Here is a 15,075-nt window from a genome sequence, read left to right as displayed (position 1 = left end):
CAAATCATTTGTACATACAAATGATTGGTGAAAAAAAGAGTTAGAATTTCTCTTTTTTTATTATTTCACTTGATTCGTAAAGGATTTTTGCAAGCTCATTACTTTTTTCTTCTCCCAAAATAGAAGCATACCGTTTGTGAAGTTCATCAAAGCATTCATCCATTTTCTCACAAAGCTCTACACCTTTTTCTGATAAATGTATATGCGTTTCTTTCCATTCTGAACGTCGATAAACTAAGTTGAGTTTTTCGAGTTTATTAATAAATCTTGTACTTGTGGAAGGTGCAATTGACAATTTATCACAAAGTTCTTTTTGCGTGATTCCAGGATATTGATACACCACTATTAAGAGATAAATGTAAGAAGGAGACAGATTAGTCTCTGCAAAAGCATCTTCTGCAATCTTCGTCATATAACGAGAAAAACGATTCGATGTAAAAAATAAACACAGAGATAAAATAGAATCATCTATTTTCACTTGATTTCACCTCTCATTTGCATATACAAATTAACATATAATTTATTAAGAGTCAAATAATTAAAAGGGGTATCGCCATCACCCCAAACGGTATTTTTTGTACTGGACAACTTTTTCATAATATAATTCACTTCTAAATTATTCTCCCTGATAGTTTATTTCTCATTCCATTAATCTGCTTTGTTAGTTTAAATGCAAACCTTCGCAATCTCTTCTAAACTTTAATATAGATATCCAATTTTCTTTAAAGGTGTTGTTCCACAATTTGGCCCGATTGCAGAACAACAAAGTCCTGCATATCATACAGGACTTTTAATCAATCTTTTTATAAATTATCGAACTTTATTTTAAATCAACACTTTCTCTTTAGAGCAACCGACCATTGCAATAAATAAACATAATAATAAAACAATAAATTTCTTCAAAATATTCCCTCATTTTTACTTTCGAATATTAACTAAATGTGTAAGCCTCTGTATAACCTAAAAAATAAGAAAACCAGCTAAACCTATAAATAGCAGGGTTTTGCTGGTTTAGTTACTTCCTATTCTTATTTCTATCTATTTTTTATTTTCTTCTAATGAATGACATAACAAGAGCAACGATAGAAAGAACTAACGCGATGATTGATAAAATCATTCCTGTATTTGTTGTTTTATTATCAGTTGCTTTTGTTTTTGTATCAGTTGTTTTTTCAGCTATATCATTTGCATTATGATCTGTAGCTGCTTCTGTTTTATTTGGAACAGAGGTAGTAATTGAAGTAATAGAATGAGGTAAATTAGAACCCTTATCTCCAGTCCATTCTACAACAGAACCATCTTTATAGTATTGATAGGCATCCCAAGCTGCTTTTCCTTCCTTCATTATTTATAAGGCTGAAAATCCACTGATTTTGGTTGGTACATTTTGTCACGATATTCATAAGTAATAATAAACTCTTAATTCTGCATCTATTTAAATAGATCTGCTAATTCATTTTCTGTTTCACTATTTTGATTTTCTCGTCTTTATTGGTAATATTTCTCTATATCAAGTACGTTTTCCTTCAATCCATGCTCTTCTCGACCATTTATAGTTGTACTCTGCACTGTCATTTCTTTATACTTATTTTTGTAAAACCCTACTTCTTCTTTTAAATTATCAATTTCTTTTTCTTTACTATATAGAATTTTCTCAAACTCATCTACTTTGAGGACTTTTTCAAATGCACTTTGATAAGCATTAAGAATTTGATGCACTGCCTCTATTAATCTTTTTTTATTATAATAATTGTTGTTTACTAAGTCTTCTGCTGAAACAAGAAAAGCCTGTTCTTTTAATAAATCAACAATTTCTATTGGTGTTTTATTTAATCTTTCAATCTTATGGCCGGTTCGCAAAATCCAGGAAATGTTGGGTACTTATCAGGCCTACCTTCTCTTGAAAATGATAAGGTAGAAAAAAATAAATAAGGCAATGATAATAACAATGAAGATAGAGATAACTAAAGAAGATCACCAAACGATCTATTCATGGCAATCCTAGTAGTAAACACTATATTTCATTTTGCTAAAAGGAATCAGTGCCGGTTGGCTTTGGTTCCTTTTTCTATCCTATTTTATTATGCTGGAACCGATATATGGTGGACATAGTAAGTAAAACGCCCTTTCACCATAAAAATAATAGCCCAAATCTTGGTCACTTATATATGACCAAAATTAGGGCTATTCTTAAAATCTAAATAAAGATCATCTTCATCATGAAATCAAATACCAGTTAGATAATAGCTGCCTCTTCTAACTCCTAATTTTTTATCTTTTCATGTCATATTAGCAGTATCTGAGTTTTTAGCAATTACTCAAGCAACCTCTACTCGGTTCCGCGAAATGATTACGCGATGGAGGACCATTGCACCAAGGCTCTGTATAACCGTCTTCACAATTACCTGACCTAGAATCGCAAAAGGTACAGCTTCCCATGGTAGGAAATTGGCACCCAATGGGCTTAAGCCAATAATGACAAAGATAGCAGAGTCCAGGAAACCACCGACTAAACCACTATAAAAAACTCGCCAAGCCATCGGCAGTTTCAATCTCGAGTAAATTTCGGTATCGGTTGTTTCTGAGATGACAAACGAAATAGCAGATGCAAGAACGATTAATAATGTGTCTCCCAACAATTTTGACATGATCGCTGAAAGAGCTAAAGCTGTTCCGATTGCTATATAGGTTTTCTTTCTGCCAAATGTATTTTGAACCAAATCTCTTAGGATAAAAGTTGCACCAATAAATAGCGTTCCCATTGGCACAATAAACACACCGAGAGATAAAGGGGCAAAAGAAGCCGTCACAACATTGGCTGTTACAATGGCGATTAAATATAGTAAAATTCTAATCATTTATTCTCCTCGTTTCTTACACGCCTCGTTTATTTCCCCATACTAATGCATGAAGTTGAGGGAGTACTTTAACTTCTTTTAACTCTTTATCTTGTATCACTTGCTCGATTAACTCTGCGTATTTTTTCAGCAAATGGGTAATTAACTCAGCGTCATTTACAGTCTTCGTATCATCATTCCCCACCTGCATGTAAAAAGGAATGCCAGGGTATCTTCTATGAATTTCCTTTGCATAGTTAAAATCAGCTTCATTGAATACAACGACCTTCAAACTGACATTTCCTGAAAAATCGTCTGACATGAGTTTATCGAGGATCATATCAAGTGAGTCAAAGTTTGTGATCATACCTGAACTAGGTGGCTTAGGTGAGATCGTCAACTCATCAATCAAAAGCATCCAATCTTGCCACTTCGACCCTTGCGTTTCAAGACAGGTTTTCATGTTCTCTTCCTTTATTAATTGGACAAATCCTGCAAGATTCTTCAACAGAGCCGGGTTTCCACCTGAAATGGTCACATGAGAAAACCCGTCTCCCCCAAGTTCTCTTAACTGTTGCAAGATTTCGTCTGGCTCCATTTGCTTAATGAGATGTTTACCGGTTCCATCCCATGTAAAAGACGAGTCACACCATGAGCAAGAATAATCACAACCCGCCGTTCTGACAAACATCGTCTTTTGACCGATGACCATGCCCTCTCCTTGAATGGTTGGTCCGAATATCTCCATAACAGGAATTTTACTCATGTTCCATCCACTCCCTTTTTGCCTCGGCATAGCTCGTTGGCGTTTCATAAAGACGGACAAATTCAACCCTTGCTCCATCATATTGTTTTTGTCTATTTTTTAATGCTTCCGCCATTTTTTCATAAATCCAAACAACCATATTTTCAGCGGTTGTATTCATTAATGGCAACGTTTCGTTTAAATATTTATGATCAAGAAAAATTTCAATCTCATTTTTCCAAATTTCTTTAATGTCGCCAAAATCAATAAGTAAGCCTCGATCATCGATAAAACCACTAAGTCCAAAAATAACCCGGTAGGTATGACCATGAAGGTTTTTGCATTTCCCTTCATAACAATGTAAATGGTGAGCCGCATCGAATGTAAACTCTTTACTAACTAGTACTCGTTTAGCATGATATTTTAATTGATCAGCTTTAATATCTTTATTGATCTTTTGCAATTTATCTACTACGCGAAAGCCATACATCAATTCTTCACCTTCTGACTCAAGTAGTCATCGAGGCCTTTTCGACGTAATTTACATGCTGGACAATCCCCGCAACCATCTGCCATGATTCCGTTATAACAAGTTAGTGTCTTATTACGAACAAAGTCCAAAGCACCTAATTCATCCGCCATGCCCCAGGCCTCCGCCTTATTCATCCACATAAGCGGTGTATGAATCACAAATGGCTGATCCATCGATAGATTTAATGTCACATTCAATGATTTTATGAAAATATCTCTGCAGTCCGGATAGCCGCTAAAGTCTGTTTCACACACACCCGTAATAATATGCTTCGCACCAACTTGGCTAGCAAGCACCCCAGCAAAAGATAAGAATAACAAATTTCTCCCCGGAACAAAGGTGGAAGGAAGCTCCCCCTCTTCTCCATCACTCACGGCAATGTCATCACGCGTTAATGCATTCGGCGCCAATTGATTAAGCAGCGACATATCCAGAATATGATGTTTAATGCCAAGTTCGTCTGTAATCTGCTTAGCACAGTCTATCTCTAACCGATGCCGCTGATTATAATCAAACGTAACTGCCTCCACTTCTTTAAACTGCTTCATCGCCCAGAATAAGCATGTCGTACTATCCTGACCGCCACTAAAAACTACTACTGCTTTCTCTTGCTTCATTAAAAAAATCCCCTTTTCGGCAGAAAAACAGCACTACTAAGAAAGCAGTGCTGTTTTCCTTAGTTTTTTAGAGAGGGTAGCTAGAAACCTCTACCGTAATTAAACGGATTTTATATTTACATCAGTTCATTTTAGACTAAAATCATTATTTCTTCAAACTAAAAATAAAACATGCATAAATTGGTACATATTGGATCTCTTTTTTCCATTATCTGTTTTTACATACACTTTCAACATCTCAGATATTTAAGACAAAACCTAAATCATTTGATAAAATTTGATTTGTTGTTGAATTAAATAATAGAATGGAGAACATATGAAGTCAAAATTCAAGGTACTAACACTTGTCATTGTCAGTTTATTATTACTTGCATCTTGTTCAAACGACAATTACCAAGAAGCAATGGATAAAGGTATCGAAAGCTTGATAGAAAAGGATTATCATCAAGCTGCAATCCAGTTTGAACTAGCATTAAAAGAAAAAGAAAGAGACGAAGATGCCTCCTCTTATTTTGAGCAATCGACTCAAATGAAAAACGCACTGAGCGCCTATGAGCAAAAACAATATGATACTGCCATTGATTCGCTTAATGCTGTCATTAATCATAGAAATGGATTAAAAACCTTGCAGTCAGAAGCGAAAAGTCTTCGAAACCTCGTCCATTCAGATCAAAATATCACAGCTTCTTTTCAAAAAAACCTTGACCTTGTTAAAAGCCTGATCACAAAAGAGAGCTATAATTTAGCTGAAGAAAAGATACAGCTTTTACAAAAAGACATCGAAACAAACAAAATTCTAGCAGACTATCAATCTGAAGTGACTAAACTATCTGAACAAGTAACAGTAGCTTTAACGACCTATGAACCTATAGTGCAACAAACTGACACAGATCATAACGAAGAAAAATCTAACAGCAAGAAGAACAAAAAAAAGAAAGCTAAAACATTCAAGTATCGTTCATATGCAAACGACCTTTTTGGTTTTTCAATGCAATATCCAGACGATTTAACAATGGATACTCCACCTACTAATGGCGATGGAGCAAGGTTCTATAATGCAGAATTTGAAGTCACTGCCTATGGCGGTCATACGAATATTGTGAACGAAGGAGAAACAATCGAAACCTATTACCAGGAAGAATTAAATAGCATCTCAGGACAAATTGCCTATCAAAAATTGACAGATGATTGGTATGTAGTTTCATATGAAGAAAATGGCCAAATTTTCTATGAAAAATTTTTCTTTGGCCCAACAGTTTTTAATAAATTTATCATCTCCTACCCGACAAATAAACAAGATAAGTATGATCCAGTAACGACTCATATTGCCAAAACATTTGCTCCAGCTGCTCAATAGAATTAGGAAAGAGTTTGTCTCATAAGGGTCTGACCTCACACTCTAAATCAGTAAGTAGTGTTCCATACACTTATCTTATGTTGTATTTAGTTGTTGCGTGGTCTGACCCTTCTTTTGGGACATTCAGATTTAATTATTATTAAATAAATTTTATCCCCATGCTACTTTCCCCCATTCCGAAGTTATAAAGAGAGTGACAAGCAGAATTCTCTGCATAACGGGAGGGATTAGAATGGCGAAGAAAAAGATTGAATATATTGCAGGTGTCCAAACGTATCAGGAACTAGCATCATTTGCGTCGGTAGAAGAATTAAACGAGGCTATTTTGCTTCATTTAGATTCATTAGAATTAACCAAAACAGAAACAGAAGTCTTACTCCTTCTTGCAAGATATAGTTGTGTGTATCCAGGTGTAAGTTTTTTATGTAAAACGAAAATAGCGGAGATGATTGGAAAAAGTAGGAGAACAGTAATTCGCGTCTGCCTTAAATTAGAACAGCTCGGTGCCATTCGGCAATATGAAATGAAGCGGACAACAGATATGAAACAAACATCCAATGCGATTGTGATTCAATTCATTCAGAAAGAAAAACTTGTGAAAACTGATCTTTCTTCCACTAAAGAAGAAATTGTCACACAAGAGATGCCTGAAAATGTCACACCAAAAAGCTGCATTCCTTTTAAGCAAAAAAATAAAGAATTAGATCATACGTATCAAGACAGTCATTCGTCTGCTTATCAACGATTTAAGGGAATGATTCATAATTTTGTCAGTGACTGCCCTTTAGTGGATAAACTTTATGGCATCTATGTCGCACAAACTCATTACATAAAAAATGTTTATACGCAGGAAGAGCTTTTACATATTGGCATTTCAGCTATTAAGACGTGCTTTCAGGCTACAAAACGAAAAAAAATCCATAATCTTGCTGGATATTATAACGGTACATTGTCCAATATGCTGGATCAATTATATTATGACTCTGTATTTCCTGATTTCGATGATGAAGCTACAAACGAAGAATTGGAGTGGCTAGTTTAGTAGTTTAATTGGAAAGATGCCCATTATATCTATTGATGTTCATACTAATACAGTCCCAATTAAACGTTACCATGTTTGGTTTCCACGACTATATCTAAAGAGTCATCATTTACATATTTCTGGATGGTGCTTGTCACCTAAGTATATTTGCCGTATATGTATTATCTCCAGGGCGTTTCTTGATGTTGTTCCAGGCTGCAATTGCTTCTTCACGGCTTTCTGGGTCAGTGAAAAAGTCACGAATAAATTGATTATATTCAAATTGAGGAGCAATTTTTTTCTTATATGATGGGTCTTTCTTTCGTTCTTCTTCATCCCAAGTATCTACAACATCACGATATGTTTTTCCTACATTGTTTTAAAATAATTTTGAATATAGGTAGGAAAATGAAACTTAGGACTGATCACTGTATTGTTCCTATCAATTTAAATAGACAATTACAACAAACTATACGAAAACAGCCTAAGAAAATGCTCCCTAACACAACACGGGAATATTCGCGCGCCATTATCCGCTACTTTTCATAGAATTTCTGAATCCACAATTACACATTACTGGATGGTACCTGTTACCTACCAAAAAACGGATAGCCCCAAAAGGGCTATCCAGCAATTCTACTATATTTTCCCATCATTATTCTGATAGCTGTTCAGCTACTTTACTTGTATCTTATTATTAATCCATGTAGGTGGAATTTCTCCCTGTAAGCCAGCAACTAGGTTCGTTGCTGCTAACATTGCCATTTTCAAGCGAGTTTCATACGTTGCGGAACCAATATGCGGCAAAGTCACAACATTATTCATAGCAAGCAATGGATTATCCAAATTAACCGGCTCTTTTTCAAAGACATCAAGACCAGCTGCATGAATTTCTCCAGTTTCGAGAGCATGAATTAAAGCGCCTTCATCTACCACTCTGCCTCTTGAACAATTGATAAAAACTGCTGTCTTTTTCATGAATTCGAACTCTCTATTTCCTATCAGCTTTTCAGTCTGGGGAGTTAACGGTGTCATTACACATACAAAATCAGACTGCTTGAGCAGATCTTCCATCGAACAATATGTAGCCCCATACTTTTGTTCAGCTTCATCATTTCTGGATCTATTGTGATATAAAATATCCATATCAAATCCAAAATGAGCCCTTTGGGCAACCGCAGAGCCGATTCCACCCATTCCAATAATTCCTAATACTTTATGATGGACATCAATCCCAAACCAATTTTCCTCAAGTTTTGTTCCCCACTGCCCTGTCTTAACCATTTGATCCAATTCCGGCATCCTTCTAGCCGATGATAAAATTAATCCCATAATCGTATCTGCAACTGTCTCGTTCAGTACTTCTGGAGTATTTGTAGCCATAATTCCTCGTTCTGATAGCTCTGAAACGTCCAAATTGTCGTAACCGACCGAGGTATTGCAGACAATTTTTAATTGTGGAGCCTGATCCAGTAAATTCTTATCCACCTTTAATCCTGAGCCTAATATCCCCTGTGCGTCCTTTAACTCATGTAGAAATTCTGGATAGTTTTGGGAACCAAACTCCTCAAAATAAACAACATGACAAGTCTTTTGAATAAAATCTAATACACTTTGGTCCACTTTCTTATAGACAATTACTTTCGGCTTCATGACTGTTTCCTCTCTTTCAATATAGTAAGAATTACTAGACAGCTGGATTCCACTTTGGTTTGCCATCAATTCTTACCATTATTATTGCACACAGACTTTACAATCTCTATTAAATTACAATATTCTTTAAAGTTTCAATCAACTTCAACAATGAAAAACATCTATGAGCGCCTACTCCCAACCCTACGATGAAAAAGGTGCAGGATCTCAAACTGTATCACCTGATGAAGGTGGCGGGACGGGGCTGATTTTGCGAAGCCCCACCCCTTTTCCGCAGAAAAATAACGACTCTTCACCATTGTTTGTGATTCCCACAAATTCTGGTATAAAGTTAGCTAGATTGGAGCCAATCATCGCAAATTAAAAAGCTGTAGAGTTATGTATATCCAGGGTTGCGGTTATTCCTTTCCTATCGGGGAAATGTCCATCCATTAGCTAGTTGTAAATATTTAATTTTATATTCGAGAACTGTTGCGGTATATAAAATTTATTATACATTAATGGATAATCTGCATTGCTGTAAAGGCTTTCCAATAATAAAAAACATTCATTTTGGCCGATTAATTTTTCTTTCTTGTTGACTAGATTAACAGTACGGGTATATTTGATTTCAATTTCTCCGTGGTTGGCATTCAAATACACTTGGTTCTCTAAAAAATCCAGTAACTCATTCTTATTATTTAAGTCCAAGGATAAACTTTCGACCATTTCCATCGACATAAATGTAAAAGCATAGGCTACTAAATCGTCTCCCTTTCTATACAAACGTTCTAAAGCTACAACTGTAGATGAATCTCTTTTTAATACTTGTTTCGTATATTCCGTTTCCTTGTCCAGACGATAATTTGTATCTATTCGATCAAATGTACTTATATGACACTTATGCATAGGGTTACTTAATTTTTCTAACTGAACACCCTCTTGCTTATAAAACGAATCGATCACAAAATTTCCTTTTCCACGTATATTTCTTACTATTCCATCATCTTGCAAAAGGGCTAAAGCTTGTCGTAAAGTTGCGCGACTAATCCCTAGTCTACTTGCTAAATCTGGTTCTGAAGGAAGCCTACTACCTACAGGGTATTCTCCTTTCGTAATTTGAAGCAGGAGCTCGTCATATACATTGATATAGAGTGGTCTTTTCAATTTATCTCGTTTATTTTTAGTCATTTAGTCAATCCGTATCCTTTTCTAAATAATTTTACAAAAAGGGTCAGACCCTGCAACGACTATATACAGATTATAATATACTGTGTATAGAGTGCGAGGTCAGACCCTTTTTGGATATCCTCTTTCATGTATAGTAACGTAATATTTTAGAAATTGTAAGGAAGAGTTACCATATTAGGACTTATTTAACATGATCAGTCATTACAAGCTTCCTTCACGTTCGTCTATGTAGAAGTGAAGGAGGCTTGTCTAACTCAAAGATGGAGCAAATTTACGCTAATTCTAATGCAATCTCCATCATTTTAGTAAATGCAGTTTGACGTTCTTCAGTAGTAGTCTGTTCTCCTGTAATTAAATGATCACTAACCGTTAAGATACATAATGCATTTACACCTGCTTGAATGGCATTCCAATATAATGATACAGATTCCATTTCGACACTCAAAATGCCCATATCCTGCCATTTTTTGATGTATGTTGGATCAGCATGATAAAATACATCGCTTGATAAAATGTTTCCAATATGAACTTTTTGCCCTTTTTCATCTGCTACTTTTTTCGCTTTTTCCAAAAGTTCGAAAGAAGCCGTTAATGGGAATTGGCCAGGTAAATTAAATTGATCGCCAAAATTTGAATCCGTTGCAGAACCCATCCCTAAAATAACATCATATAACTCAATGTTTTCTTGCATGGCACCACAAGTACCAATTCTAATTAAATTTTTAACGCCAAAGACATTAATTAATTCCCAAGAATAAATCCCCATGCTCGGTGCACCCATTCCAGTACCCATAACAGAGATTTTCTTACCTTTATATGTGCCTGTGTACCCTAACATACCTCTCACTTCGTTAAAGCACTCGTAATTATCTAAAAAGGTTTCCGCAATAAACTTTGCTCTTAAAGGATCCCCAGGTAATAGTACAGTTTCCGCTATTTCTACTCCGTTTGGCTTAATATGAGGTGTTTCTTTAGTAGTACCCATCGTTTTCTTTTACTCCTTTAGTTAAAAATTGAGTTTTTAACATGTCTATTTTTTATACAAGTTTAAATTATCATAATCTTTTTTCGGATGCAAGCACTTTCAAAAATATTTTTATAATACGAAATAGTTAACAAGAGGTGTTTCAAAAGCAAAGAAGGGTCAGACTTCGCAACAACTAAATTCAGTATGAAACACAACATACTGTTTTAGAGTGCGAGGTCAGACCCTTATAAGATACCCTCTCGTTTGAAACTTATTTACTCCAAATTTCATAAATCAATTCTTTAATAATCTCATTTAAATCCGCTTTTTTTTGCTTAGATAACCATTCCGTTTGGTCAATAGGTAAATTTAGTTTTAATATTACTTTCTCATTGGGCATTTCAACTTTTCTGATTTCTTCTAACGTGATGCCTTCTTCTATGTTCGGGAAAAACGACTCGTTTTCTATTACCTTTTCGAAATCATGATATTCTTCAAGATCATTCACTTCACAATATAAATTAAGCTGTGGTAATGTTCCCGACCATATTTTCAGTTGCATAATTGCACCGATGATTCTGCCGTCTTGTAATTCAATCTCAATAATTAAATTTTCCTCCTTTCTATATTTTTTTACGATCACCTCACTAACAATCATATTTAACTCCAATGTATTTCCCGTACTTGTTACAAATATATAGATTGCACTTTTGAAGACATGGATACTTTCTCCATCAATTTTTACAGATTTCACTTCAACCATGAAACATCCCCCTTCACATGTTTACTTTACAAAAGAAGAAAATATATGCTGAATTGATGCAAACAACAATATTAAGATCGTGTCACGTGAGTACAATCTATTCGTCTAACTGCCTCAGTAAAAGATCCTAAAGTAAGACAATTGTAGTCTATGAAACTTACTATTTTTGTAGGATTTCCCTAGATTAGTTCTTGTCTCTATTGTACTATTCGTGGGCTTTTTTCTCTTGCTATGAATCTTCATTCAACTGCGCACTAACTAAGTTTTTTGGTTATATACTGAATTATTTCTATTATGTCATAATTTTCGGATATTAAGCAGAAAAGGGGCTTACGAAAATTATTCATTTTGAGTTAGCATCAAGTATTGAGTTTAACCAAGTTATTTTGTAATTTCTTAATAGCCGATTTTCTCCATGATTTTACGGCACTGTTGGAAACGCCGTAAAGCTCAGCCATTTCACTAATACTCAACTGATACTGAAATGTGCCGATTACCCATCGCTTCTGTGAAACTGTAAGATTTTCGCAATAACAAGATAAGTACTCGGATTCCAGCAGTAGATCACAGGATGATAAAGCAGGATCCTCAGCCATCTCACTTATATCAGTTACCTTACAAGTATCGTCAATCCGTACATTTTTTCTGAGTGCATTTAATAGTTTTCCTTTGATTACTTTATAAGCATAGGTAGAAAATAGAGCACCGTGATCTGGATCGAATTTTGATTGTGCTTCCCACAACGCAATCAACCCAATCTGATAGAACTCTTCCTTATTTTTATAAATGGACAAAGACTGAATAATACTATAAATCATCGGCCGAAATTGTTCAGCCATTTCAGTAAATTTTTCCAAAGACTTCGCCTTTCGAAATATGCATACTTCTTGAATTCCTAGGTAAGTCCACCGTACAGAACTTCAAGATGTTTGACGAAAGATGAAATCGAACATTTGGAATGAATAATTCACGATATTTAAGTAATTCCTCTTTCAAAAACACTGTTTCAATAAAGCAAATTAAGAAATTGCATCTATTTTGATCCGAATTGAATAGAACTAAAAGGCTCTTTTCGTAAAGATTGTTGTTTTTAGCAAGAAACCAGTTCGAACAGATGTTGATCTTCGTTACAGGTGCGAGACTCCTGCGGGAAAAGCGTGTTGAGGGAGACCCCGCAAGTGCAAAGCACTGAGGAGGCTTCTGAGACCGCCCGCGGAAAGCGAGGACCTGCAACGGAAATCAACCCGGGTTATTAGTGTAAAAATGATTGAAAAGCAACAAAGAATGTGAAAACAGCCAACTAAAAAAAGCCATCCAATGATGGCACCTTGTGAAAATTTATAGGGAAATATCTATTATTATTATGTGTTCCTAATGAAAGTACTTAATTAGGAGGAGGGAAAAATGACAAAAGTTCTTATAGATATCCCTTGTTTGAGGGTATTACACAAAGGATCAGTCCCCATTTATTGATTGTTGCGGGACTGATCCTGGCTCTCAACCACTCACTTAATTAGCTTATAATTTTTATGATTAACAACAGTATTTATTGGTTCATCCTTTTTTGTATTTCTACCAATTTCTACAATAACCGAGTTTTCTCGCACGATGACTACTTTCCCCTTCTTTCCTTTTTCAAGTCCACTCTTTATATCAATCATATCCCCTACTTTCACTTTTATTTTACTATCTGTTGGGTTTTTACGATTCGCTTTTTCTTCTGTCAAATTATTTACCCCTTTTTTATGATTTTATTTTGAATATACACTTATATGTAAGATCTAAACTCTATTCCATATGTGCCATAGTTTCACCAGTCCAATTTTTTTCTGAACAGTGTCTTTACTTTTAGTTTATCCTTATCCATCCGACAGCAAGTAAAATTGCCCAGGAAATACTATCTACATATAATATAATTATTCCAGACAACGAATAGATCCAAGCAGCAAAAAGAATAAGTATCCTACAGGTAATTATAGTTAGCAATTTGGGGTTTAATATACTTATGAATGCATGACAAATTTCAAAAAGCTAAAATGACAGTACCTATGTTAGTATGTGAAGATATTAGCTTATATTTCCACAACGTTCAATTATTAAACAAACTTCACAACTTTTCCGCCGAGTTTTTCAGAAGGATTTTTTCCTGATGTTCATCATCATATCGATTTTTCTTCTTTAAAGTCACTATCTGAAATATGTTTACCTCTCTTTTGGAACGTGATAGCCAAAAAGCAGATATTGTGATGGAGGTAAAAGGGAGAGTACTTTAATTCCGAAGATTACAAGTCTCGATTTTAAGGCAATTGAACATATCAAAGTACTCTATAACATAAAGGAAGCTAGGGATGATTCAAAATTTGAATCACCACCTAGCCTCTTATCTTGTCATTTATTATTGAACTTGCAATTGTCTAACTTCTGTTAATCCAAACCTTGATCCGAAGTACAACTACAGCCTTTCTTTCGTGACACTGATGCCATATCCCTCTCTCATTTCAAATCCCTCTATTTACTTCATCCATTCAGGTTTTCCGAATCCTTTAAATTCTTCGTCAATAATTTTTTCGAATTCATCAGACTCAACAACTTCTTTAATGTCCTTTGCAAACTGTGAATCTTTATTATCTGTTTTTACAGCTACTACATTGCGATATTGATCACTCATATTTTCAAGTGCTAATGCATCAAGCAAGTCCATCTTGGCAGCTAACGCGAAGTTTCCAGGTACAGCCGCTAAGTCTGCACTTTCCACTGAACGGGGAAGTTGCCCAGATTCAAGTGGTTGAAACTTCAAGTTTTTCTTATTTTCCGTAATGTCTTTTTCTGATGCTTTTAATGGATCAGTATTTTTATCAATTACAATTAATCCTTCATCTTGAAGCGTATTAAGAGCACGAGCCGCATTGACTGGGTCATTAGGAAGTGTAACTGTTGCCCCGTCTTTTACTTCATCTATAGATTTATATGTGTTTGAAAAAATCCCCATTGGCGCTGTAGGTACAGCGAGTAATGCTGTTAAGTCCATTTTGTTTTCTTTCGCGAAGTTTTCGAGATATATTGTATTTTGGAACAAGTTTGCTTGAATATCGCCATTGTCCAAAGCTTTGTTCGGTTGGATGTAATCACTAAATTCTATGACTGTCACCTTGTATCCTTTTTCTTCTAATCCAGGAATAATCGCTTTCGTTACCATGTCACTATAAGGACCTGCTGTAGCACCAAATTTAATTTCTTTTGATTCTGAACTTGTCCCTTTGTTACTGCTTTTCTCGCTATTAGTATTGCCACATGCAGCTAAAACCGTTATAACGGCTACTAAAATTAATGCTGTTAACCATTTTTTCATAATTGTCTCCCTCTTTCTGTTTCTTTATCCCGCATTAACGGGCAGTAACACCCCCACTCAAGGC

Annotated in this window: 16 protein-coding genes, 1 pseudogene and 1 riboswitch; of the genes and pseudogenes, 2 read left to right on the top strand and 15 right to left on the bottom strand. The window is 35.2% G+C overall.

The window, feature by feature from the left end; translation table 11 throughout:
- Nucleotides 1–40: 40 nt before the first annotated feature.
- From V179_RS0102725 to queC, 7 genes are all read right to left on the bottom strand, one after another.
- Nucleotides 41–478: a MarR family winged helix-turn-helix transcriptional regulator gene (locus tag V179_RS0102725; protein ID WP_028390164.1), complete on the bottom strand. Its 438-nt coding sequence runs from the start codon at nucleotides 476–478 to the stop codon at nucleotides 41–43.
- Between the two features lie 567 nt (nucleotides 479–1,045).
- Nucleotides 1,046–1,345 carry a hypothetical protein gene (locus V179_RS26925; RefSeq protein ID WP_051404801.1) on the bottom strand — a complete coding sequence of 100 codons (300 nt, stop codon included), beginning with the start codon at nucleotides 1,343–1,345 and terminating at the stop codon, nucleotides 1,046–1,048.
- A gap of 143 nt (nucleotides 1,346–1,488) precedes the next feature.
- The gene (locus V179_RS0102710) at nucleotides 1,489–1,860 is read right to left on the bottom strand and encodes a hypothetical protein (protein ID WP_028390163.1); all 372 of its coding nucleotides are present in this window, start codon (nucleotides 1,858–1,860) and stop codon (nucleotides 1,489–1,491) included.
- Between the two features lie 458 nt (nucleotides 1,861–2,318).
- The gene (locus tag V179_RS0102705) at nucleotides 2,319–2,855 is read right to left on the bottom strand and encodes a VUT family protein (protein ID WP_028390162.1); all 537 of its coding nucleotides are present in this window, start codon (nucleotides 2,853–2,855) and stop codon (nucleotides 2,319–2,321) included.
- Nucleotides 2,856–2,874: 19 nt separating this feature from the next.
- A complete protein-coding gene (gene queE, locus V179_RS0102700; RefSeq protein ID WP_028390161.1) occupies nucleotides 2,875–3,603 on the bottom strand; it encodes a 7-carboxy-7-deazaguanine synthase QueE in 729 nt (242 codons plus the stop codon).
- A complete protein-coding gene (queD, locus tag V179_RS0102695) occupies nucleotides 3,596–4,072 on the bottom strand; it encodes a 6-carboxytetrahydropterin synthase QueD (RefSeq protein ID WP_028390160.1) in 477 nt (158 codons plus the stop codon). The genes queE and queD overlap by 8 nt, the downstream gene beginning before the upstream one ends.
- Nucleotides 4,072–4,731 carry a 7-cyano-7-deazaguanine synthase QueC gene (gene queC, locus V179_RS0102690; protein ID WP_028390159.1) on the bottom strand — a complete coding sequence of 220 codons (660 nt, stop codon included), beginning with the start codon at nucleotides 4,729–4,731 and terminating at the stop codon, nucleotides 4,072–4,074. The genes queD and queC overlap by 1 nt, the downstream gene beginning before the upstream one ends.
- Before the next feature lie 53 nt (nucleotides 4,732–4,784).
- A riboswitch (PreQ1 riboswitch) is annotated at nucleotides 4,785–4,828 on the bottom strand.
- 219 nt (nucleotides 4,829–5,047) lie between these two features.
- On the opposite strand from queC, the gene V179_RS0102685 reads away from it, so the two are divergent.
- A complete protein-coding gene (locus V179_RS0102685; protein ID WP_028390158.1) occupies nucleotides 5,048–6,088 on the top strand; it encodes a hypothetical protein in 1,041 nt (346 codons plus the stop codon).
- Nucleotides 6,089–6,320: 232 nt separating this feature from the next.
- Nucleotides 6,321–7,130 (top strand): helix-turn-helix domain-containing protein, encoded by an 810-nt coding sequence (locus V179_RS26920; RefSeq protein WP_051404800.1) that lies wholly within the window; start codon nucleotides 6,321–6,323, stop codon nucleotides 7,128–7,130.
- Between the two features lie 133 nt (nucleotides 7,131–7,263).
- Here the strand turns inward: V179_RS26920 and V179_RS31475 are convergent.
- From V179_RS31475 to V179_RS0102645, 8 genes and pseudogenes are all read right to left on the bottom strand, one after another.
- Nucleotides 7,264–7,535: pseudogene (locus V179_RS31475) on the bottom strand (DUF6434 domain-containing protein); the annotation flags it as partial.
- Nucleotides 7,536–7,784: 249 nt separating this feature from the next.
- On the bottom strand, nucleotides 7,785–8,762 hold the full coding sequence (locus tag V179_RS0102675) for a 2-hydroxyacid dehydrogenase (RefSeq protein ID WP_028390157.1): 978 nt from the start codon (nucleotides 8,760–8,762) through the stop codon (nucleotides 7,785–7,787).
- Nucleotides 8,763–9,197: 435 nt separating this feature from the next.
- Nucleotides 9,198–9,932, bottom strand: coding sequence for a GntR family transcriptional regulator (locus V179_RS0102670; protein WP_028390156.1), 735 nt, complete (start codon nucleotides 9,930–9,932; stop codon nucleotides 9,198–9,200).
- 271 nt (nucleotides 9,933–10,203) lie between these two features.
- Nucleotides 10,204–10,917, bottom strand: coding sequence for a purine-nucleoside phosphorylase (gene deoD / locus V179_RS0102665; protein ID WP_028390155.1), 714 nt, complete (start codon nucleotides 10,915–10,917; stop codon nucleotides 10,204–10,206).
- Between the two features lie 253 nt (nucleotides 10,918–11,170).
- Complete coding sequence (locus V179_RS0102660; protein ID WP_028390154.1) at nucleotides 11,171–11,662, bottom strand: hypothetical protein; 492 nt, start codon at nucleotides 11,660–11,662, stop codon at nucleotides 11,171–11,173.
- 359 nt (nucleotides 11,663–12,021) lie between these two features.
- Entirely contained in the window at nucleotides 12,022–12,519 is a 498-nt protein-coding gene (locus V179_RS0102655) for a sigma-70 family RNA polymerase sigma factor (protein WP_028390153.1), read from the bottom strand.
- 648 nt (nucleotides 12,520–13,167) lie between these two features.
- On the bottom strand, nucleotides 13,168–13,389 hold the full coding sequence (locus V179_RS26915) for a DUF2187 family protein (protein WP_034300251.1): 222 nt from the start codon (nucleotides 13,387–13,389) through the stop codon (nucleotides 13,168–13,170).
- A gap of 785 nt (nucleotides 13,390–14,174) precedes the next feature.
- The gene (locus V179_RS0102645) at nucleotides 14,175–15,011 is read right to left on the bottom strand and encodes a MetQ/NlpA family ABC transporter substrate-binding protein (RefSeq protein ID WP_028390152.1); all 837 of its coding nucleotides are present in this window, start codon (nucleotides 15,009–15,011) and stop codon (nucleotides 14,175–14,177) included.
- Nucleotides 15,012–15,075 lie beyond the last annotated feature (64 nt).

The organism is Bacillus cihuensis (genome assembly GCF_000504145.1).
GTDB lineage: Bacteria > Bacillota > Bacilli > Bacillales > DSM-1321 > Peribacillus > Peribacillus huizhouensis.
The sequence above is the reverse complement of the archived record's forward strand: the minus strand, read 5'-3'. Positions and strand labels throughout refer to the sequence as shown.